This window comes from Paraconexibacter antarcticus (assembly GCF_024220175.1).
GTDB lineage: Bacteria > Actinomycetota > Thermoleophilia > Solirubrobacterales > Solirubrobacteraceae > Paraconexibacter > Paraconexibacter antarcticus.
This window is the reverse complement of sequence record NZ_CP098502.1, coordinates 2,546,746-2,566,109: the sequence shown is the minus strand read 5'-3', so window position 1 is coordinate 2,566,109 and position 19,364 is coordinate 2,546,746. Positions and strand designations below refer to the sequence as shown.

Genomic DNA, 19,364 nt, shown 5'->3' with positions numbered 1-19,364 from the left:
TCAGCGCGGGGCGCCGGCCACCGGCCGGTCGACGAGCAGGCCCTCGATGGCGGCACGCGCCGCGGCGACCCACGCCGCCTCGTCGCGGGCGTCCGCGTCGAGCAGCGCGTACGGGATCTCGTTCTTCTCGTTCGCCCAGCGGATCTCGTGGAGACCGGACGCGAACGTCGCCTCGTCGAGGCTGCCGGTCATCTCGTAGACGACCCCACGGACCGTCGTGTCCGTCGTCTTCTCGAGCATCATCTTCAGCCGGGAGCCGTGCAGCGCGGCGACGCTCTCGGGATCGTCCCCGCTCGCGTTGCCGAGCGCCCACACGAGGATCGTCACGTTCTCCAGGGCGTAGCGGAGCGTCCCGATGCGGTCGGGCGTCCCGATCCAGCACTCGCAGCCGGCGTCCTCGAGCTCGGCCCGGCGCGCCTCGGTGCGCGTGACCGCGCGCACGGCGTGCCCGTCGGCCACGAGCTCACGGGCGAGCGCGAGCCCGCGGGCCGAGCTCCCGACGAGCAGGACCCTCATGCGCCGCCCCCCCCGAGCTCGGTGCGGTACTGCTCGGCGGTGATCGGCGCCAGGCCCTTCTTGCGCCGGCGCCGGTTCTTGATCTCCAGCATCTGCTCGATCTCCTGGTCGGCCTGGTATTCGTCCCGCCGCCGCGAGGTCTCCGCCGTCACGGCGGCGATGCTCGCGTTCAGCGACTCCTCGGTGAGCTCGGGCGCCCCGCGCCGCCGGCGGCGGGAGTTCGCCGCCTCGAGCATCTGCTCGAGGTCGTCGATCTCGTTCTGCGCCTCGAGCTCGGGCGACCGGGTCGGCTTCCAGTCGAGCACGTCGGCCCCGTTGCCCGGGTAGAACCGCCCGAGCAGCAGGCAGGCGACGACGATGCCGCCGACACCGCCGAGGATGATGACCGCGAACGGGTCCATCGGGCGAGTCTACGCCGGGGCCGGACCCCGGCGAGGTGCGATGGCCCGACACGGCGCGACGGACGTACCCGTCGTGATGACCGCGCTCCTCCTCACCGCCGCGAGCGCCTGGTTCATGGCCGGCGCGGGCTGGATCGTGCAGGCCGTGCACTACCCGCGTTCGCGGGCGTCGGGGCCGACGGCTGGCTCGCCTACCACGCGGCGCACAGCCGCCGGATCACGTTCGTCGTCCTCCCCGCGATGTCGGTCGAGCTGGTCGGCGCGCTCGTCGTCGCGGCCGGGCAGCCCCGCGACGTCGGCGCCGCCCTCGCCCTCGCCCTCGCCGGCTTCGCCTGCGCCTTCGCGACGTGGGTCATCACCGGCCTCGCCGCCGTCCCGGCGCACACGGCGCTCGGCCAGGGCTTCGACGCGGCCGTCCACCGGCGGCTGCTCCGGGTGGACCGCGCGCGCACCCTCCTGTGGAGCACGCACGCCGTCCTCGCCGCGGTCATGGTGGCCCAGGGCGCGGGGTAGGCTCGCGCGTCATGGACTTCGCCCTCACCGACGAGCAGCAGCTCATCCGCGAGACCGCGCGCGACTTCGCCGATCAGGTCATCGCCCCGCGGGCGCGGGAGAGCGCGCGCCACCACCGCTTCGATCTCGAGCTCGCCGGCCGGATGGCCGAGCAGGGGTTCCTGGGGGCGATCGTCCCGCGCGAGTACGGCGGAGCCGGCCTGGACTACCGCAGCTACGGCCTCGTCGTCGAGGAGGTCGGGCGCGCCGACTCGTCCGCGCGGACCGTCGTGAGCGTCGTCACCTCGCTCGTCTGCTCGGCGATCCTCAAGTGGGGCACCGAGGAGCAGAAGCAGGCGCACCTGCCGAAGCTCTGCTCGGGCGAGTGGCTCGGGTGCTTCGCCCTCACCGAGCCGGACACGGGCTCGGACGCGGCGAACCAGAAGACCCGGGCGACGAAGGTCGACGGGGGCTGGCGCCTCAACGGGTCGAAGATGTGGATCTCGCTCGGGAACGTCGCGAAGGTCGCGCTCGTGTTCGCCCAGACCGACCCGGCGCTGAAGCACAAGGGCGTCGCCGCGTTCCTCGTCGACACCGACCAGGACGGCTTCCGGCCGAGCGAGATCCACGGGAAGATGGGCCTGCACGCGTCGGACACCGCGTCGATCGCCCTCGACGACGTCTTCGCCTCCGACGACCAGCTCCTCGGGCAGGTCGGCGACGGCTTCCGGATCGCGATGACCTCCCTGGACTCCGGGCGGTTCTCGGTCGCCGCGGGCTGCGTCGGCGTCTGCCAGTCGTGCCTGGACGAGTCCACGCGCTACGCGACCGAGCGCGAGCAGTTCGGCCGCCCGATCGCCGCCTTCCAGCTCGTGCAGGCGATGCTCGCCGAGATGCGGGTGAAGACGGACGCGGCGCGGCTGCTCGTGTGGCGCGCCGGCTGGCTGAAGGACACCGGGCAGCCCAACACGACCGAGACGTCGATCGCGAAGCTCTTCGCGAGCGAGGCGGCCGTGTGGGTGTCCAACGAGGCGATCCAGGTGCACGGCGGCGCGGGGTACGTCGACGACCATCCGGTCGAGCGCCACTTCCGCGACGTCCGCGTGACGACCCTCTACGAGGGCACCTCCCAGATCCAGAAGCTCATCATCGGGCGGGCGCAGACCGGCATCAACGCGCTCGTGCCGACGTGAGCGGGCCGGTGGGCGCCCACGCCCGCGCCCGCTCCCCCGTCCGCCGCGGCGCCTGACGCGCGATCTCACGTCCGGCCCGTCCGCGACGTTCTGCCCGTAGCCGTGCCCGCCGCCACCCCCACGCCCGTCCCCTTCCAGCGTTTCCTGGACGCCCACCGCGACCTCGTGTGGCGCTACCTCGCGGGCATGGTCGGCGCGGTCGACGCGGACGACTGCTTCCAGGAGACGTTCCTCGCCGCGCTCCGCGCCTACCCCGAGCTGCGGCCGGGCTCCAACGAGCGCGCCTGGGTGCTCACGATCGCGCACCGCAAGGCGCTCGACCACCTCCGCGGGCGGGGCCGCCGCGCCGTCCCGACCGACACCGTGCCCGACGTCCCCCACCACGATCCGCCGCCCGGCGAGGACGCGATCTGGGTCCGCGTGCGGGCCCTGCCGCCGAAGCAGCGCGCCGCGCTGACCCTCCGTTACGCGGGTGACCTCACCCACGCCGAGGTCGCCCTCGCCCTCGGCACGAGCGAGGAGGCCGCCCGGCGGTCCGCCCACGAGGGCCTGAAGACCCTTCGCGCCCAGGAGGCCGCCCGATGACCCGCCCCGACGACGAGGACTTCCCCGTGCCCGCCCCGACCCTCGATCGCTCCGCCGCCGCGGCCGCCGCGGCGCGCTTCGCCGCGAGCGCCGCCGCGAGCGGCGCCGCCGACCTCGCGTACGCCCAGATCGACTCGCCGGTCGGACGGCTCGTCGCCGCCGCGACCCCGGTCGGCCTCGTGACGCTCTCCTACGAGGACTTCCGCGGCGGCCTGGACGCGGTGCTCGAGGAGCTCGCGGCGAAGGTCTCGCCGCGGATCGTCGCTGCCCCCGCGCGCCTTGAGCAGACCCGGCGCGAGCTCGACGAGTACTTCGCCGGGCGCCGGACGCACTTCGACGTCCCGCTCGACTGGTCGCTCAGCCGGGACTTCACGCGGCGGATCCTCCAGGCGACCGCGGAGATCCCGTTCGGCGCGACGGCGACGTACGGCGCGATGGCGACGGCGGCGGGCAACGCGCGGGCCTCGCGCGCGGCGGGCCGCGCGCTCGGATCGAACCCGATCCCGATCATCGTGCCGTGCCACCGCGTCATCGGGACGAGCGGGCGGCTCACCGGCTACACCGGCGGCATCGAGCGGAAGATCAAGCTGCTCGAGATCGAGGGGATCAGCCTCGGCTGACGCCGCGCGTCCACCCCGCGAAATACCAAGGAAATCGATGTTTCGTGACGAACATCACCGAAGAACTCCCGCCCAGGCCGTAACACTTGAGCGGTTGCGGCGTTCTTCCCCTTAGATCCACATGGCACCTCATCACTTCACGTATCCCAAGGTCACACCCGTCAGCCGCCCGCAGCCCACGACGCCGTCCGCGTCCACCGGCTCGGCCGCCGCGCCGAAGACGCTCCCCGTCTCGGGCTCCGCGCTCCGCGCCGCCTGATCGCCGCTCCCGGTAGCTTCCGGGAGCGATGCGCAGCACCCCGCGGCCCGCCCCGCCCGCATGACGACCGGTCCCGCGCCGTCCCCGGCGCCCCGCGCCGGCTCGCTCGAGTGGCTCGCCGACCAGCAGCCCGACGCGATCGCCGTCGTCGACGCGCGTACCGGCCGCACCCTGACGCGCGCCGCCCACGAGGCGGCCGCCGCCGCCCTCGCCGACGGCCTCGCCGTCGAGCACGCGGTCGCCGGCGGCTCCCAGGTCGCGCTCCGCCTTCCCGCCGGCCCCGAGCTCCTCGTCGCCCAGTACGCCCTCGCGAAGCTCGGCGCCGCGCCGCTCGTCCTCGACGCCCGGCGCCCGGCCGACGAGGCCCGCCGGCTCGCGGCCGCCGCCGGAGCCGTGCTGCTCGTGACCGACGCCCTGCCGGGGCTCACGGCCGCCGGTGCCGTGCCCGAGTTCCCGGCCAGTGGGCTCGACCCCCTCATCGCGCGCCACGTCGGCTCGGGCCGGCGCCTGAGCGGCGAGCAGCCGCCCGCCGACGGCATCCAGGCGACGGACGGCGACGCGGGGCCGCCGGTGCTGCTCCTGCGCCGGCGCACGCCCGAGCGCGTCGCGCGCCTCGGCGCCGCCGTCGGCGACATCCTGGGCCGGGCCGGCCTGCCCACCGGCGGCGTCCACCTCCTCGGAGCCGCCGCGGCCGCCGGCGAGCCCCAGTTCTGGGCCTCGGTCGCGCTGCTCACCGCCGGCACGGTCGTCACCCAGCCCGACCCCGCCGCGGCCGCCGTGCTCGCGACGCTCGGCGCGCACGAGGTCACCTCCGCCGTCCTCACCCCCGCCGAGCTCCGCGCCCTCACGGCGCTCCCCGAAGACGTCACCGACGAGGCGGACCTCACGGCGCTGCAGCGCGTCCTCGTCACCGGCCCGGTGGACGCCGCCCTCGCGGATGTGGCCGCCGACCTCCTCGGCGAGGACGTCGTGCACGTCCTGCTCACGACCGCGCAGAGCGGGCCGTTCGCGCTCGCGCCCGCCGGCGAGGCCGTCGCGGACGGCGTGCGCCCGCTCACCGGGGTGACGGTCACCGCGTCGCCGGGCGGCGACCTGCTCGTCGTCTCCCCGCTCGCCGCGGACGGCGCGCTCGGGGACGGCGCCGCGCGCGGCGGGTGGCCGGCGCCGCCCGCCTGGACCGGCGCGCCGGTGCCGACCGGCCTGGCCGGCGCCGTGACGGCCGCCGGCCGGGTCCTCCCCGCCGGCTAGGAGGCCGGCTCGGCCGCGCCCTCGCCGGCCTCGGCGAGCGGCTTCAGCGGCGTGTCGCGCAGGTACCACTCGGCGTCGAGGGCCGCCTGGCAGCCGGACCCGGCGGCGGTGATCGCCTGCCGGTAGGTGTGGTCGACGAGGTCGCCGGCCGCGAACACGCCGGGACGGCGGGTGCGGGTCGACTTGCCCTCGGTCACGACGTAGCCCTCGGCGTCCGTCTCGACCTGGCCTGCCGCGATGCCGGACTGCGGCACGTGGCCGATCGCGATGAAGGCGCCCGAGATCTCGAGCGTCTCCTCGCTGTCGTCCTCGGTGTTGCGCAGGCGGACGGTCTGCAGCTGCGGCTCGCCCTCGAAGGCGATCGGCGCGAACGGCGTCTTCAGCTCGAGGTTCGGCACGGCCTTCGCGCGGTCGAGCATGATCGCCGAGGCGCGGAACTCGTCGCGCCGGTGCACGACGACGACCTTCGAGGAGAACTTCGCGAGGAAGATCGCCTCCTCCATCGCGCTGTCGCCCCCGCCGACGATGACGGTCGGCTTGTCCTTGAAGAACGCCGCGTCGCACGTCGCGCAGTAGGAGACGCCGCGGCCGCCGAGCTCCTCCTCACCGGGGACGCCGAGCTTCTTGTGCTCCGCACCCATCGCGAGGATGACCGTCCGCCCGAGGTAGACGTCGTCGCCGACGTGGACCTCGTGGACGCCGCCGGGCTCCTCGGAGAGCTTGAGCTCCGTCGCCTCGTCGGTGATGTAGCGGGCGCCGAACTCCTCGGCCTGCGCGCGCATCTTCGTCATGAGCTCCGGGCCCTCGATGCCGCCGCCGGGCCAGCCGGGGAAGTTCTCGACCTCGGTCGTCTGCTGGAGCAGGCCGCCCCACTGCCAGCCCTCGATGACGAGCGGCTCGAGGTCGGCGCGCGCGGTGTAGAGGGCTGCGGTGTAGCCGGCCGGGCCGCTGCCGACGATGATGACGTTCTCGACGCGGGGCTGCGTGGTGCTCATGGCAGTGGTGGTCTCTTCGGTCTCGTACGGGGGAGTCGCCTCGGAAACGAGGCACTTCACTTTGTATAGTGTAGCCTGATTACGGGGCGCTAAACGGCGTGCTGCAGCGCCTTGCCGGCTCGCCGCTGCTCCTGCCAGCGGCCGACCGTGGTGCGGAGCTGGAAGTAGGCGATCGCCCCCGGGACCGACGGCAGCCAGAAGGCGAAGAGCCGGTAGACGAAGACCGCGACGAACGCGTCGCCCCCGTCCACTCCGAAGGCGACGAACGCGCCGATCATGCCGCCGTCCACGCCGCCGACGCCGCCCGGGAGCGGCAGCAGGTTGCCGAGCAGGCCGACGAAGTAGCCCATGATGAGGACGGCGACCGGCGGGGCGTCGCCGTACGCGCGGAAGGCGGCGTAGAGGACGGCGATGTTGAAGCCCCACCAGCTGACGGTGCCGATCATCGCCGCGTCCGGGCGGCGCAGCGCGCCGAGCGCGAAGCGGACGCCGCCCGACAGCGAGGCCGGCCCCGTCGCGAGCCGGCGGACGACCGAGGCGAGCCGCGGGTTCTTCGGCTTGTAGCGCTCCAGCCGCCGCTCGAGGTCGTCGGGCACGAGCCCGACCGCGAGCATGATGAGGATCGCCGCGAGCGCGAGGACCCCCGGCAGGAAGGTCAGCGCGAACGTGCCCGGCCCGGGGAAGATCCCGAAGTAGAGCCCGAAGCCGCAGACGAGCAGCGCGGCCATGTAGACGCCGTAGAGGAGGACGAGGAAGGCGATCATGCGCTCGGCGACCTCGCGCCGCGGCATGCCGGACCGCCGCAGCGCCCAGGCCGTCAGGGCGACGCCGCCCGCGCCACCGGCCGCGAACAGCCGCGTCGCGGCGAGCCCGGCCATCGTGATGAGGTAGCTCTCGCGGTAGGTGATGACGGAGCCGGGCGGGACGTGGATCCCCTGGAAGATGAGGACGTAGCTGCCCATCGCGAGGATCTGGAAGCCGAGCGCGATCGTGATCCAGACGGCGTCGCCGTTGCCCAGGCGCCCCCACGTGTCGCGCACGTCCGACAGCTGCGGGAGGACGAAGTAGAGGAAGGCGATGGCCGAGACGACGAAGAGGCCGAGCAGCAACGCGCGGTCGCGCGTCATCTGCATCTTGGGCATCGCCTCCTCGAGGTCCTCCTCGGCGGTCGGCTCGCGATCGGCCGGCTGAACGCCCGCGCCCGACGTCATGTGGCGACCGCCCGCTCGAGGCGCTGCACGAGCCGTCCGACCACGCCGAGGGCCGGCGCCACGCGCGGTGCGGCGGCCCGGACGCCCTCGGTGAGCGCGAGCCCGGCGAGCAGGTCGACGACGTAGTGCTCCCCGAGGTAGACGAGGGCGACCCCGAGCGTCGCCGCGTAGGTGAAGCCCACGGCGCCGTGCACCGGCCCCACCTCGTCGAGGAGGTGTGCGGCCATCACGGATGTGGCGAAGTGGAGCGACGGCATCGCGGCCAGAGGGTTGCCTCCGAGGAAACCGTACAGCGGTTCCCAGCGGTCACCCCAGAAATCCTCACCGTGCTCGAGCATCATGCGCCGCAGCTCGGGGGCCCGGCCCTGCTGGGCGGCGTACCACGGAGGCGCCGTCGGAAGCGCCCAATAGGCCATGACGCCGAGGTCGAAGACCGCGTAGGTGTGCAGCGCCGCGTGCTCGAAGCGGTCGCGGTGCCGTGCGAGCATGAACAGCACGGTGCCGTGCGGCACGAGGAACCACAGCCAGTGGGACCAGACGAGCACCTGCTCGGGCCCGCGAACCGCGCCGGGGGCGCCGAAGCGACGCTGCAGCCGGGCGCCGGGCAGCTCCCCGAGGCCGAGGATGCGGTCGATCCGCACGGGATAGTCGACGCGGACCCGGGCCTTGAGCGCCTCGGGGTCGTCGTTCGGCATCTCGTAGTGGGCGAGATACCCCCACATCTGCAGGACGAGGGTCGCCACGTCACGGGTGCGGCTGCGGGGGACGACGGCGCACAGCGCGATCGGGGCCGCGACGGCGCAGCCCGTGACCACGGGAACGGGCAGGCGCGCCTTCCGGCGGGCGAGGGGTGCTGCGATCCCGGCGGCGACCACCGCCCAGGCAGCGCCACGCTTGGCACGGGTGGACAGGCGCAAGGCGCGGTGAGTATAGGTCGCCGGCGGGACGGGCCGGAACGCGCCGTCCGGCGGCGGGGCGGCCACGTGCGTCACTTCGTCCTGGCGGGCCGCTCGGGTAGAACCTGCGCCAGTGAGCAGCGAGCTGCAACCGGGCGACGCCTTCGCCGGGCACCGGATCGACGCCGTCGCGGGCCGCGGCGGGATGGGGGTCGTCTACCGGGCGACCCAGTTCGACCTCGAGCGGACGGTGGCGCTGAAGCTCATCGCGCCCGCCCTCGCGGAGGACCCGCTGTTCCGCGAGCGGTTCATCCGCGAGACGCGCGTCGCCGCGGGCATCGACCACCCGCACGTCATCCCCGTCTTCTACGCGGGGGAGCACGAGGGCCGGCTGTACCTCGCGATGCGGTACGTCGGCGGCGAGGACGTGCGTACGCTCGTCCGCCGGGAGGGCCCGCTCGCCCCCGAGCGGGCGGCGCGGATCGCCGCGCAGGTCGCGTCGGCGCTCGACGCCGCGCACGCGTCGGGCATCGTCCACCGCGACGTGAAGCCCGCGAACGTCCTGCTCGGCGCGGGCGAGCACGCCTACCTCACCGACTTCGGGCTCACCAAGCGCGTGCACTCCGCCACCGGCGCGACGCAGGCGGGCGGCTGGGTCGGGACGCTCGGCTACGTCGCCCCCGAGCAGATCCGCGGCGACCGTGTCGACGCCCGCAGCGACGTGTACGCGCTCGGGTGCCTGCTCGCGCAGATGCTCACGGGCGCGGCCCCGTTCCAGCGCGACACCGACGAGGCGACGCTGTGGGCCCACCTCTACGACCCCCCGCCCACCTTCGGGCCCGAGGTCCCCGAGGCGCTCGGAGCCGTCGTCGCCCGCGCGCTCGCGAAGGAGCCGGACGACCGCTTCCCCTCGGCCGGCGACCTCGGCCGCGCGGCCCTGGCCGCCGTCGGCCTCGACCACGCCGAAGGCCCCGAGCGCACGGTCGCCACCGGCGCCGCGGCGCCCGGCGGCGGCGACCCGCCGGTGGACGAGGAGACCGTCGCCTCCCCGGGCGGCACGGCCGTCACCGACGCGGCCGCGGGCCGCGGCGAGCGCAAGGCGCACCGCACGCGCCCGCAGACCGCCTTCCTCGCCGTCGTCGGCCTGAGCCTCGCCGTCGTCGCCGGGATCCTCGCGCTCGCGCTCGGCGGCGGGGACGGCGCGCCCGCCGGGGCGACGAGCACCCGGTCGACGGCGAAGCTCCCTCCGGCCGCGCCGCCGCCCGCGCGCCTGGCCGGCAGCGTCCCCGCGGGGCACAGCCCGAACGACGTCGTCGTCACGAAGGACGTCGTGTGGGTGTCGAGCTCGCAGGACCCGACGCTCACGCGGATCGCCACCGCGACGCCGACGGCGACGACGCAGGTCGACGTCGGGCTCGGCGTCCAGGCGCTCGCGACGGGCTACGGGACGCTGTGGGTCGCGAAGGGCAAGACGCACTCGCTGCGCCGCCTCGACCTCCGGACCGGCCGCCCGGCCGGGCGGGCCTTCACCCTGCCCGCCGGGCTGCCGGTCGCGGTGCAGGCGGGCGAGGGCGGCGTGTGGGTGGGCCTGCGCGGGACGAGCCTCCTCGTGCGCGTGAACCCCCGCACGGGCGCGATCGAGAAGCAGGCCTTCATGCCGCGCGGGATCCAGGACATGGCCGTTGGCGCGGGCTACGTCTGGGTCGTGAACCGCCAGGGGCGCGCGGTCACCCGGGTCGACCCGGACACGCTCGCGCACCGGACCATCCCGGTCGGGAGCGCGCCGAAGGGCATCGTCGTCGGCGGCGGCTCGGTGTGGGTCTGCGTCAGCTCCGGCAGGTACGTGCAGCGGATCGACCCGGCCCGCGCGCGCAAGAACGGGCAGGTCCGCACCGGCGACACGCCGACCGGCATCGACATCGGCGGCGGGCGGCTCTGGGTGAGCAACCGCCTCGACGGCAGCGTCACCGAGATCGACATCGGCGGCGCGCGGCCGGCCGTCATCGGCACGGTCGACACCGGCCTGACGAACCCGTTCGCGATCGCGGCGCGCGGGTCGGACGTCTGGGTGACCGACCCGGCCTCGGGCCGCGTCGCCCACCTGGCCGGCTGAGCCACCTCAGAGGTCGCGGACGCTGACGAGCCCGGCCTGCAGCGCCTCGGCGACGAGGCGCGAGCGCTTCTGGTTCTGCGGCAGGTGCTCGATGCCGAAGCGGGCGAAGAGCGTGCGCAGGTGGGCCTTCACCGCGTCGACGGAGAGATGCAGCTCGTCGGCGATCTGCTGGTTCGTCGCCGGAACGGCGAACTCGTCGTGCTTGTAGGGGCGCGCGAGGGCGACGAGCACCTGGCGCTGCAGCGGCGGCACGTCCCCCGCCGCGACGGGGGCACGCCCGCCGGCCCCGCCCGCGACCTGCGTCGGCATCGAGTCCTCGCGTTCGGGGCGCTTGAAGGCGAGCTGCGTGCGGCCGACGCGCACGACGTCCCCGTCCCGCAGGCGGTGGCGGCCGCTGATCCGCGCGCCGTTGACGAACGTGCCGTTGCGGGAGAGCCCGTCGTCGCTCACCGTCCACTCGCCGCCGATCTGCTCGAGCTCGGCGTGGAGCCGGCTGACCTCGGTGTCCCACGGCAGGTCGATGTCGTTCTGCGCGGCGCGGCCGATGCTCAGACGGGTCGCGTGCGGCTCGAGGTCGACGATCCGCTGGGGGCGGGCGGGGTCCGAGTGGTCCCGGAGCACGAGGAACGGCCGGCCGCGGCGCTCGGCCTCGATCCGGTCGCGCAGCTCGGCCGGGGATGCGGCGTGCGCGGCCAGCGGTGAGCGCCTCTCGTCCATCGCGTGCACACGATGCCACACGGTCCGGCGCGCGGCCGCCGCAGCCGTCAACCCACCCTGGGTGTGGAGACGCGACACCTCGGGTGGCCACGCCACACCCTCGGGCGGCTGGGCGCGGCGCCCGCGCGGCCCGATCCTCGACGGACACCCCGTCCCGTCCAGGAGCACCACGCCATGTCGCCCGCCACCGTCCTCATCCACCCCACCGCCACCCGCGTGAACGCCGCCGACGCCGCGCTCGTCGACCGCGTCCGCGCCGGGGACGACGGCGCCTTCGCCCTCATCGTCCGCCGGTACGAGGCGCCGCTCACCGGCTACGCGCGCCAGGTCCTCGGCGGCGCCCACCACGACGCCGAGGAGTGCGTGCAGGACGCGTTCGTGCGCGCGCTCGGCTTCCTGCGCACCCGCGCCGACCGCGAGATCGCGCTGAAGCCCTGGCTACACACGATCGTCCGCAACGCCTGCGTGGACCGGCTGCGCGCCCGCGCCGCCCGCCCGACGACCGACCTCGACGCCCTCGAGGCCGTGCTGCCCGACGGCGCCGGCGACCCGCTCGAGGCGCTCGACCGCCGCGAGCGGCTCGGCGTCGTCGTGCGCGGCCTCGGCGCCCTCCCCGAGCGTCAGCGCGCCGCGGTCGTCATGCTCGAGCTCGAGGGCCGCTCGCACGAGGAGCTCGGCCGGGCGCTCGGCGTCTCGGTCGGCGCGAGCAAGGCGCTCGTCTGCCGCGCGCGCCAGGGCATGGCGCACCTGCGCGCGGCCGCCTGAGAGCTCCCGCGGCGCGCGGGGTCAGGCCGCGCGGGCGTTCCGCGCGGCGGCGGCCTCGGCGACGAGCGCGCCGACGACCGGTGAGGTCTCGTCCGCCTCGGGATGCCACTGCACGCCGAGCGCGAAGCGGCGATCGGGCAGCTCGAGGGTCTCGGGCAGCTCGAGGGTCTCGGGCAGCTCGTCGTCGGTCGACCAGCCGGTGACGACGTACCCCTCGCCGACGGCGTCGACCGCCTGATGGTGGTGCGAGAGCGTGCGGTGACGCTCCTCCCCCGCGACCCGGGCGGCCAGCGAGCCCGCCTGGAGGCGCACGTGGTGGTCGTTGCCCGCGAAGGTCCCGACGTTGCGGCGATGCCGGTCGTGGCCGACGACGTCCGGGACGTGCTGGAGCAGCGTGCCGCCGCGGGCGACGTTCATGACCTGCATGCCGCGGCAGATCCCGAGCAGGGGCAGGTCGCGCTCCATCGCCCGCCGCGCCAGCGCGAGCTCGAAGTGGTCGCGCTCGGGCACGACGCCGAGCGTGTGCGGCCCGGCCTGCGCCCCGTAGGTCGCCGGGTCCATGTCGACGCCGCCGGCGAGGATCAGGCCGTCGAGGAGGTCGAGGACCTCGTCGGGGTCCTGCTCGGCGTGGGCGTCGGGCGGAAGCAGGAGCGCGAGGCCGCCGGCCCGCTGCACCGCGGTGATGTAGACGAGCGGCGTGAGCGCCGCCGGCTCGTGCCAGGCCCCGTACTGCGCGGGTTCCAGCGAGGTGCAGATGCCGATGCGGGGCCGTGTCACGGAGCACACGGTACGCCTCACGGCACCGGTGCCCGTCCGTCCATAGGATCCGGCGCATGAGCGACTTCGAACTCGTGCACGAGTACGACACGGTGAACCTCTGGCGGGACGGAGGCGCCGCGAAGATCGAGCTCGCGCGCCCCGACGCCCTGAACGCCTGGGACGCCCAGCTGTCGGCCGACCTGCGCACGGCCCTCGACCTCGTCGGCCCGGACCCCGAGGTCCGCGCCGTCTGCCTCACCGGCGCCGGCCGCGCCTTCTGCTCCGGCGCCGACCTGAAGGCCGTGGGCAACACGAAGACGACGCCGAGCGGCCGCCCGGACCTCTACAGCTCGCTCGTCGACCGCTACCACCCGGTCATCGCCGCCGTCCGCGCGATGCCGAAGCCCGTCGTCGCGGCGGTCAACGGCCCCGCGGTCGGCGTCGGCCTGTCGCTCGCGCTCGCCGCCGACCTCGTGATCGCGGCCGAGAGCTCCTACTTCCTCCTCGCCTTCATCAACATCGGCCTCGTGCCCGACGGCGGCGCCTCGGCCTTCGTCGCGAGCCGCGTCGGGTTCGCCCGCGCGACCGAGATGGCGATGCTCGGCGAGAAGATCGGCGGCGCGAAGGCCGAGCAGTGGGGCCTCGTGAACCGCGTCGTCCCCGACTCGGACCTCGCCGCCGAGGCCGAGGCGCTGACCCTCCGCCTCGCGTCCGGCGCGACCCTGGCCTACGCCGGCGCCAAGCGCGGACTCGACGCCTGGATGTTGTCCGGTCTGCACGGCCAGCTCGAGCTCGAGGCCCGCATCCAGCAGCAGATGGGCGCGAGCGACGACTTCGTCGAGGGCGTCACAGCCTTCATGCAGAAGCGACAGACCTCTTTTCAGGGTCGCTGACCGTGCCCCCTTCCGACCCCACGTCCACTTCGTGAATAGAATCCCGCCCGCCTTGCGACCGAATCGCTTCACCTCATCCCGCCGGCGCCTCGCGCTGGCCGCCGTCGCCGTCGGTGTCCTCTGTCTTCTGGAGACCTCCACGGCGTCCGCCTTCTTCACCCCGGAGTCCGGCGGCTCCCCCAATGCCGACAAGATCGACACGCTCTACAAGCTGATCCTCGCGGTCGCTGTGGTCGTGTTCGTCGGCGTCGAGGGCGCGCTCTTCTACTGCCTCTGGAAGTTCAAGGCGAAGAAGGGCGCCGTCGCCGCGCAGATCCACGGCAACACGCGCCTGGAGATCGGCTGGACCGTCGGCGCCGCCGTCATCCTCGTCGTCCTCGCCGGCTTCACCTTCGCCGCGCTCCCCGGCATCCGCAACCCCCAGAACACGGGGCCGAACGGGTACCAGACCGCGAACGGGGTGCTCACCGCCGGGACGACCAAGCGCCTGCCGCCGAACGGCAAGTCGCTGAACATCGACGTGAACGGCCAGCAGTACGTGTGGCGCTTCACCTACCCGGACAAGACGCCGAACACGACGCTCGACAACCCCTTCTCGTACGAGGAGCTCGTCGTCCCCGTCGACACGGCGATCACGCTCGACATCCGCGCGCAGGACGTCGCCCACTCCTGGTGGATCCCGAAGCTCGGCGGCAAGTTCGACGCCATCCCCGGCTACACGAACCACACGTGGTTCAGGATCCCGGCCAAGCTCGCGGGCCAGAGCTTCACCGGGCAGTGCGCGGAGCTGTGCGGCCGCAACCACGCGAACATGATCGCGCGGGTCAAGGCGGTGACGGCGACGCAGTTCGAGCAGTTCCTCGCCGACCAGAAGACGAACACGGAGGCCGCCGACAAGGCCGCCGCCGTGGCACGTAAGGCGTTCGAGAAGACGCTCAGCACCAACCAGTCCGCGACGCCCTAAGGCCCCCCTTTCATGGCTACTCAAGACATCACCATGCCGGCGCAGCGCACGCTCGCGCCCGTCCCCCAGATCACCGCGCACGAGGTCAGGCGCGAGAGCACGGGCTGGACGTCGTGGGTCACCACGACCGACCACAAGAAGATCGGGATCATGTACCTGGTCCTCACCTTCGTGTTCTTCCTGCTCGGCGGGGTCGAGGCCCTGATGATCCGCCTGCAGCTCGCGCAGGCGGACAACACGCTGCTGACGCCGCAGACGTACAACGAGCTGTTCACGATGCACGGGACGACGATGATCTTCCTGTTCGTCGTGCCGATCATGGCCGGCTTCGGCAACTACTTCGTGCCGCTGATGATCGGGGCCCGGGACATGGCGTTCCCGAAGCTCAACGCGCTGTCGTTCTGGATGCTCGCCGCCGGTGGCGTCGTCTTCTACGGCTCGATCTTCTTCTCCCCGCCGGAGTGCGGCTGGACGTGCTACTCGCCGCTGAGCTCCTCCCAGTACCTCCCCTCGGGCGGCGTGGACGCGTGGATCTTCCTCATCCACCTCACCGGCATCTCGTCGCTCGTCGGCGCGATCAACTTCTACGCGACGATCGTCAACATGCGCGCGCCCGGCATGGGCTGGGGCCGTCTGCCCCTGTTCTGCTGGTCGATCCTCACCTACGCGGTGCTGCTCATCCTCGCGCTCCCGGTCATCGCCGGCGCCGTGACGCTGCTGCTCACCGACCGCCACTTCGGCACCCACTTCTACGACGCGTCCAGCGGCGGCTCCCCGCTGCTGTGGCAGCACCTCTTCTGGTTCTTCGGGCACCCCGAGGTCTACATCATGGTGCTGCCGGGCTTCGGGATGATCTCGGAGATCCTCCCCGTCTTCGCCCGCAAGCCGATCTTCGGCTACAAGGCGATCGCCGCGTCGACCGTCGTCATCGCGTTCCTCGGCCTGCTCGTGTGGGCGCACCACATGTTCGCGACGCCGTCGCCGACGATCGTGCTCGTCTTCTTCATGATGAGCTCGTTCCTCATCGCGGTCCCGACGGGCGTGAAGATGTTCAACTGGATCGCGACGCTCTGGCGCGGGACGATCGAGTTCACGACGCCGCTGCTGTTCTGCGCCGGCTTCCTCTTCACGTTCCTCATCGGCGGCATCACGGGCATCTTCCTCGCGGTGTTCCCGGTCGACTGGCAGCTGACGGACACGTACTTCGTCGTCGCCCACCTGCACTACGTGCTCGTCGGCGGCGCCGTCCTCGCGATCTTCGCGGGCATCTACTACTGGTTCCCGAAGATCACGGGCCGCATGCTCGGCGAGGGCCTCGGCAAGCTGAGCTTCTGGCTCATCCTCGTCGGCTTCCACGTGACGTTCTTCATCCAGCACGCGATCGGCCTCGACGGGATGCCGCGCCGCGTCTACGAGTACCCGAACGTCGGGCACCTGCAGCTCTACAACCTCATTTCGACCGTCGGCTCGTTCATCCTGGCCCTCGGCGTCGGCGTCACCGTCGTCAACGTGCTCATCTCCCTGAAGAAGGGCGCCATCGCGGGCCCCGACCCGTGGAAGGCGAACACGCTCGAGTGGTTCACGACCTCGCCCCCGCCGGTGAACAACTTCGACACGGTCCCCCGCATCCGCTCGGTCGAGCCGATGAAGGACATCCGTCGTCAGGTCGCCCGGCAGGCCGAGCAGGCGCCCGCGGAGCCCGCGCCCGTCGGCTAGGGCGGCAGCCCTCGCCGAGGCCGTCTAGGCTCTCTGTCCTCCATGGAGGCATCCACCGTCACGACGGCACCGGTCATCCGGACCGGTGCCCGACAGGTCTTCGCGGACTACCTGGACCTGACCAAGCCCAAGGTCCAGTCGCTGCTGCTGCTGACGACGGTCACGACGATGCTCGTGGCCGGCACCCCGTCGGTCGGGCTCATCCTGCTGACCTGCCTCGGCGGGTACCTGTCGGCGGGCGGCGCCGGCGCGGTCAACCACTGGTACGACCGCGACATCGACCTGCAGATGGCCCGCACCGCGGACCGCCCCGTCCCCTCGGGCCGCGTCTCCCCGCGGGCGGCGCTGACCTTCGGCATCGGGCTCGCGATCGCGTCGTTCGTCCTCATGTCGCTGACGATCAACGTCCTCGCGGCGTCGCTCTCGTTCTCGGGCTTCGTGGGCTACGTCGGCGTCTACACGATGTGGCTCAAGCGCCGCACCGTGCAGAACATCGTCATCGGCGGTGCCGCCGGGGCCGTCCCCCCGCTCGTCGGCTGGGCCGCCGTCACCGGCAGCGTCAGCTGGATTGCCGTCTACCTCTTCGCGATCGTCTTCTTCTGGACGCCTCCGCACTTCTGGGCCCTCTCGATCCTCATGAAGGACGAGTACGCGAAGGTCGGGGTGCCGATGCTCCCCGTCGTCCGCGGTGAGCAGGAGACGCGTCGCCAGATCCTGCTCTACAGCGTCCTGCTGTACGCGGTGACCCAGCTCCCGTACTGCGCGGGCGGGTTCGGCACGATCTACCTCGTCGCCTCGCTCGGCCTCGGCCTGGCGTTCATCGGCGGGGCCGTCAAGCTGTACCGCGACGCCGATCGGGCCGCCGCGCTCAAGCTCTACCTCTTCTCCCTCGCGTACCTGGCGGCGTTGTTCGTCTCGATGGTCGCCGATGCGAAGCTCTGACCGACAGCAAAAGGAACCTGACACCATGGACCGCCAACTCGCTCGCAAGAACGTGCGCTCCGGCCTCATCGTCGGCGCGGTGTGCTTCTTCATGTTCGGCATGACGTTCGTCGCCGCCCTCATCTACAACGCCTGATCCAGATGAGCTCACTCGAGAAGCCCGTCCCCCCCGCCGGCGAGGAGATCCACCTGCCCGGTGGGTCCCTCCACCCGCTGCTGCTGACTGTCGGCATCACCTGCGCGCTCGTCGGCATCACGACCTTCACGGTCCTCCTCGTCGGTGGCCTGATCCTCACCGTCGGCGTGCTGTTCGCGTGGATCAAGGACGCCCGCGCGGAGATGGCCTCCCTGCCCACCTCCCACGGCGAGCACTAGGCTCCGCGCCCGTCGCGGCGCGCGGGATCCGGCCCCACGCCGGGCCGGGCGCGCCGCAAGCTGAACCGGTTTCAGCTACAACCCGGGCATGTCATCGCTCGATCCGCGCACCCCCGTCCTCGTCGGGGCCGGCCAGCTCTCGGTCCGCACGGAGGCGGGCGACGTCCCCTCCACGCTCGACCTGCTCGCCGGCGCCGTCCGCGCCGCGCTCGCCGATGCGGGTGACGCCGGGCCGGCCCTCGCCGCCCGGGCCGACGCCGTCGCCGTCGTCGATCTCTTCTCCTGGCCCGTGCCGGACCCGGCGGCCGCGGTCGCCGCCACCCTGGGGCTGACGCCCCGCGAGACCGTCCTCAGCGCCCGCGGCGGCAACGGGCCGGTCGCGCTGCTCGGCGCCCTGGCGGCCGACGTCCTCGCGGGCGACCTGGACGTCGCGATCATCACCGGCGGCGAGGCCATGACGCCGTTCATGCAGGCGGTGAAGACGGGCACCGAGACGGGCTGGCCGACCCAGCCGAAGGGCACGGCGCCGACGCGCATCGTCGGGCAGGACCGCGACGCGAGCCACGCGGTCGAGACGGCGGCCGACCTCCTCGCGCCGATCTTCTACTACCCGCTCTTCGAGCAGGCCCTGCGCCGCGAGGCCGGCCGCACCCCCGAGGCCCATCAGGAGCATCTGGGCCGCCTCTGGGCCCGCTTCGCCGCCGTCGCGGCGGACAACCCGTTCGCGTGGACGCGCGACGCCCCGGACGCGGACGCGATCGCCCACCCGTCCCCCGCCAACCGGCAGGTCTCGGCGCCGTACACGAAGCTCATGAACGCGAACATCCAGGTCGACCAGGCGGCCGCGCTCGTGCTCTGCTCGGTCCAGGCCGCCCGTGACGCCGGGGTCCCCGAGGAGCACTGGGTGTACGTCACCGCGACGGCGGGCGCCCACGACCACTGGTTCGTCGGCGAGCGCGACCGCCTGGACCGCTCGCCGGCGATCGCGGCCGTCGGCGCCGCCGCCCTCGGTCACGCCGGCCTGGAGATCGGCGACATCGACCACCTCGACCTCTACTCGTGCTTCCCGTCGGCCGTCCAGGTCGCCGCCCGCGAGCTCGGGGTCGACCTCGAGGACCCGGCGCGTGCCCCGACGGTGACCGGCGGCCTCACGTTCGCCGGAGGGCCCGCCAACGCGTACGTCGTGCACAGCCTGGCGACCCTCGTCGGCCGCCTGCGCGGGCGCACGGGCGAGCACGGCCTCGCGACCGCGGTCGGCTGGTACCTCACGAAGCACGGCGCCGCGATCCTGTCGAGCGACCCGCCGGCGCGCCCGTTCGCCGCCGTCGACGTGCAGCAGGAGGTCGACGCGCTCCCCCGTCGCGAGCTGACGGCCGCCCCGATCGGCGGCGCCGCGGTCGAGACATACACGGCGATGTACGGCCACGGCGGCGAGCCGACGATGGCGATCGTCAGCGTGCTCGACGCCGACGGCCGGCGGGGCCTCGCCTCCACGCACGACCCCGCGACCGTCGAGGCGTTCCTGCTCGCCGGCGACCCGCTCGAGCGCACCGTCGACCTCGACGGCGCCTCGGGCTTCACCGTCGCGGGCTGAGCCCGGCCGCACGCGGCCACCCCCTGCGCAGCGTGCGGTCCGGTAGGGGCCATTCCCCCACGGGACCGCACGCTGCGCGGGCAGGGCCGGCCGGTGGGACGCGCGGGCGG

At 73.5% G+C, this 19,364-nt stretch carries 21 protein-coding genes; 14 read left to right on the top strand and 7 right to left on the bottom strand.

The features are described from left to right. Together NBH00_RS12670 and NBH00_RS12665 are read right to left on the bottom strand one after the other, a co-directional pair. Positions 1-516, bottom strand: coding sequence for an NAD(P)H-binding protein (locus tag NBH00_RS12670; protein ID WP_254573683.1), 516 nt, complete (start codon positions 514-516; stop codon positions 1-3). Further along, positions 513-917, bottom strand: coding sequence for a hypothetical protein (locus tag NBH00_RS12665; RefSeq protein ID WP_254573682.1), 405 nt, complete (start codon positions 915-917; stop codon positions 513-515). Before NBH00_RS12665 ends, NBH00_RS12670 begins: the two co-directional genes overlap by 4 nt. Positions 918-1,157: 240 nt before the next feature. Here NBH00_RS12665 and NBH00_RS12660 point away from each other — a divergent pair, with 240 nt between their 5' ends. The 6 genes from NBH00_RS12660 (at position 1,158) to NBH00_RS12635 (ending at position 5,314) form a co-directional block, all read left to right on the top strand. Continuing rightward, positions 1,158-1,430 (top strand): hypothetical protein, encoded by a 273-nt coding sequence (locus NBH00_RS12660; protein ID WP_254573681.1) that lies wholly within the window; start codon positions 1,158-1,160, stop codon positions 1,428-1,430. Between the two features lie 11 nt (positions 1,431-1,441). Beyond that, complete coding sequence (locus tag NBH00_RS12655; RefSeq protein ID WP_254573680.1) at positions 1,442-2,602, top strand: acyl-CoA dehydrogenase family protein; 1,161 nt, start codon at positions 1,442-1,444, stop codon at positions 2,600-2,602. A 102-nt stretch (positions 2,603-2,704) separates the two neighbouring features. Further along, positions 2,705-3,187 carry an RNA polymerase sigma factor gene (locus NBH00_RS12650; RefSeq protein WP_254573679.1) on the top strand — a complete coding sequence of 161 codons (483 nt, stop codon included), beginning with the start codon at positions 2,705-2,707 and terminating at the stop codon, positions 3,185-3,187. Further along, a complete protein-coding gene (locus tag NBH00_RS12645) occupies positions 3,184-3,807 on the top strand; it encodes a methylated-DNA--[protein]-cysteine S-methyltransferase (protein WP_254573678.1) in 624 nt (207 codons plus the stop codon). The genes NBH00_RS12650 and NBH00_RS12645 overlap by 4 nt, the downstream gene beginning before the upstream one ends. A gap of 121 nt (positions 3,808-3,928) precedes the next feature. After that, positions 3,929-4,066 carry a hypothetical protein gene (locus tag NBH00_RS12640; protein WP_254573677.1) on the top strand — a complete coding sequence of 46 codons (138 nt, stop codon included), beginning with the start codon at positions 3,929-3,931 and terminating at the stop codon, positions 4,064-4,066. A 60-nt stretch (positions 4,067-4,126) separates the two neighbouring features. Further along, positions 4,127-5,314, top strand: a complete 1,188-nt coding sequence (locus NBH00_RS12635; protein ID WP_254573676.1) for an AMP-binding protein — start codon at positions 4,127-4,129, stop codon at positions 5,312-5,314. Here the strand turns inward: NBH00_RS12635 and trxB are convergent. From trxB to NBH00_RS12620, 3 genes are all read right to left on the bottom strand, one after another. Beyond that, positions 5,311-6,309: a thioredoxin-disulfide reductase gene (trxB, locus tag NBH00_RS12630; RefSeq protein ID WP_254573675.1), complete on the bottom strand. Its 999-nt coding sequence runs from the start codon at positions 6,307-6,309 to the stop codon at positions 5,311-5,313. The two genes, NBH00_RS12635 and trxB, sit on opposite strands and share 4 nt — an antisense overlap. Before the next feature lie 89 nt (positions 6,310-6,398). After that, positions 6,399-7,520, bottom strand: a complete 1,122-nt coding sequence (locus NBH00_RS12625; RefSeq protein ID WP_254573674.1) for a lysylphosphatidylglycerol synthase transmembrane domain-containing protein — start codon at positions 7,518-7,520, stop codon at positions 6,399-6,401. After that, positions 7,517-8,437: a phosphatase PAP2 family protein gene (locus NBH00_RS12620; RefSeq protein ID WP_254573673.1), complete on the bottom strand. Its 921-nt coding sequence runs from the start codon at positions 8,435-8,437 to the stop codon at positions 7,517-7,519. The genes NBH00_RS12625 and NBH00_RS12620 overlap by 4 nt, the downstream gene beginning before the upstream one ends. Positions 8,438-8,549: 112 nt before the next feature. On the opposite strand from NBH00_RS12620, the gene NBH00_RS12615 reads away from it, so the two are divergent. Further along, positions 8,550-10,529 carry a protein kinase domain-containing protein gene (locus NBH00_RS12615; protein ID WP_254573672.1) on the top strand — a complete coding sequence of 660 codons (1,980 nt, stop codon included), beginning with the start codon at positions 8,550-8,552 and terminating at the stop codon, positions 10,527-10,529. Between the two features lie 6 nt (positions 10,530-10,535). Here the strand turns inward: NBH00_RS12615 and NBH00_RS12610 are convergent, their stop codons facing one another. Next, positions 10,536-11,246: an FHA domain-containing protein gene (locus tag NBH00_RS12610; RefSeq protein ID WP_254573671.1), complete on the bottom strand. Its 711-nt coding sequence runs from the start codon at positions 11,244-11,246 to the stop codon at positions 10,536-10,538. Between the two features lie 174 nt (positions 11,247-11,420). Here NBH00_RS12610 and NBH00_RS12605 point away from each other — a divergent pair, with 174 nt between their 5' ends. After that, positions 11,421-12,011 (top strand): RNA polymerase sigma factor, encoded by a 591-nt coding sequence (locus tag NBH00_RS12605; protein WP_254573670.1) that lies wholly within the window; start codon positions 11,421-11,423, stop codon positions 12,009-12,011. A gap of 21 nt (positions 12,012-12,032) precedes the next feature. Here the strand turns inward: NBH00_RS12605 and NBH00_RS12600 are convergent, their stop codons facing one another. Further along, entirely contained in the window at positions 12,033-12,788 is a 756-nt protein-coding gene (locus NBH00_RS12600; protein WP_254573669.1) for a gamma-glutamyl-gamma-aminobutyrate hydrolase family protein, read from the bottom strand. 56 nt (positions 12,789-12,844) lie between these two features. Here NBH00_RS12600 and NBH00_RS12595 point away from each other — a divergent pair, with 56 nt between their 5' ends. From NBH00_RS12595 to NBH00_RS12570, 6 genes are all read left to right on the top strand, one after another. Further along, positions 12,845-13,663, top strand: a complete 819-nt coding sequence (locus NBH00_RS12595; protein ID WP_254573668.1) for an enoyl-CoA hydratase/isomerase family protein — start codon at positions 12,845-12,847, stop codon at positions 13,661-13,663. A 52-nt stretch (positions 13,664-13,715) separates the two neighbouring features. Continuing rightward, a complete protein-coding gene (gene coxB / locus NBH00_RS12590) occupies positions 13,716-14,627 on the top strand; it encodes a cytochrome c oxidase subunit II (RefSeq protein WP_254573667.1) in 912 nt (303 codons plus the stop codon). A 33-nt stretch (positions 14,628-14,660) separates the two neighbouring features. Continuing rightward, positions 14,661-16,343: a cytochrome c oxidase subunit I gene (gene ctaD, locus NBH00_RS12585; RefSeq protein WP_254573666.1), complete on the top strand. Its 1,683-nt coding sequence runs from the start codon at positions 14,661-14,663 to the stop codon at positions 16,341-16,343. A 42-nt stretch (positions 16,344-16,385) separates the two neighbouring features. After that, complete coding sequence (locus NBH00_RS12580; protein WP_254573665.1) at positions 16,386-17,285, top strand: heme o synthase; 900 nt, start codon at positions 16,386-16,388, stop codon at positions 17,283-17,285. 141 nt (positions 17,286-17,426) lie between these two features. Then, the gene (locus tag NBH00_RS12575) at positions 17,427-17,660 is read left to right on the top strand and encodes a hypothetical protein (protein ID WP_254573664.1); all 234 of its coding nucleotides are present in this window, start codon (positions 17,427-17,429) and stop codon (positions 17,658-17,660) included. Between the two features lie 88 nt (positions 17,661-17,748). Then, positions 17,749-19,254 (top strand): hypothetical protein, encoded by a 1,506-nt coding sequence (locus tag NBH00_RS12570; RefSeq protein ID WP_254573663.1) that lies wholly within the window; start codon positions 17,749-17,751, stop codon positions 19,252-19,254. The last annotated feature ends 110 nt before the right edge of the window (positions 19,255-19,364 follow it).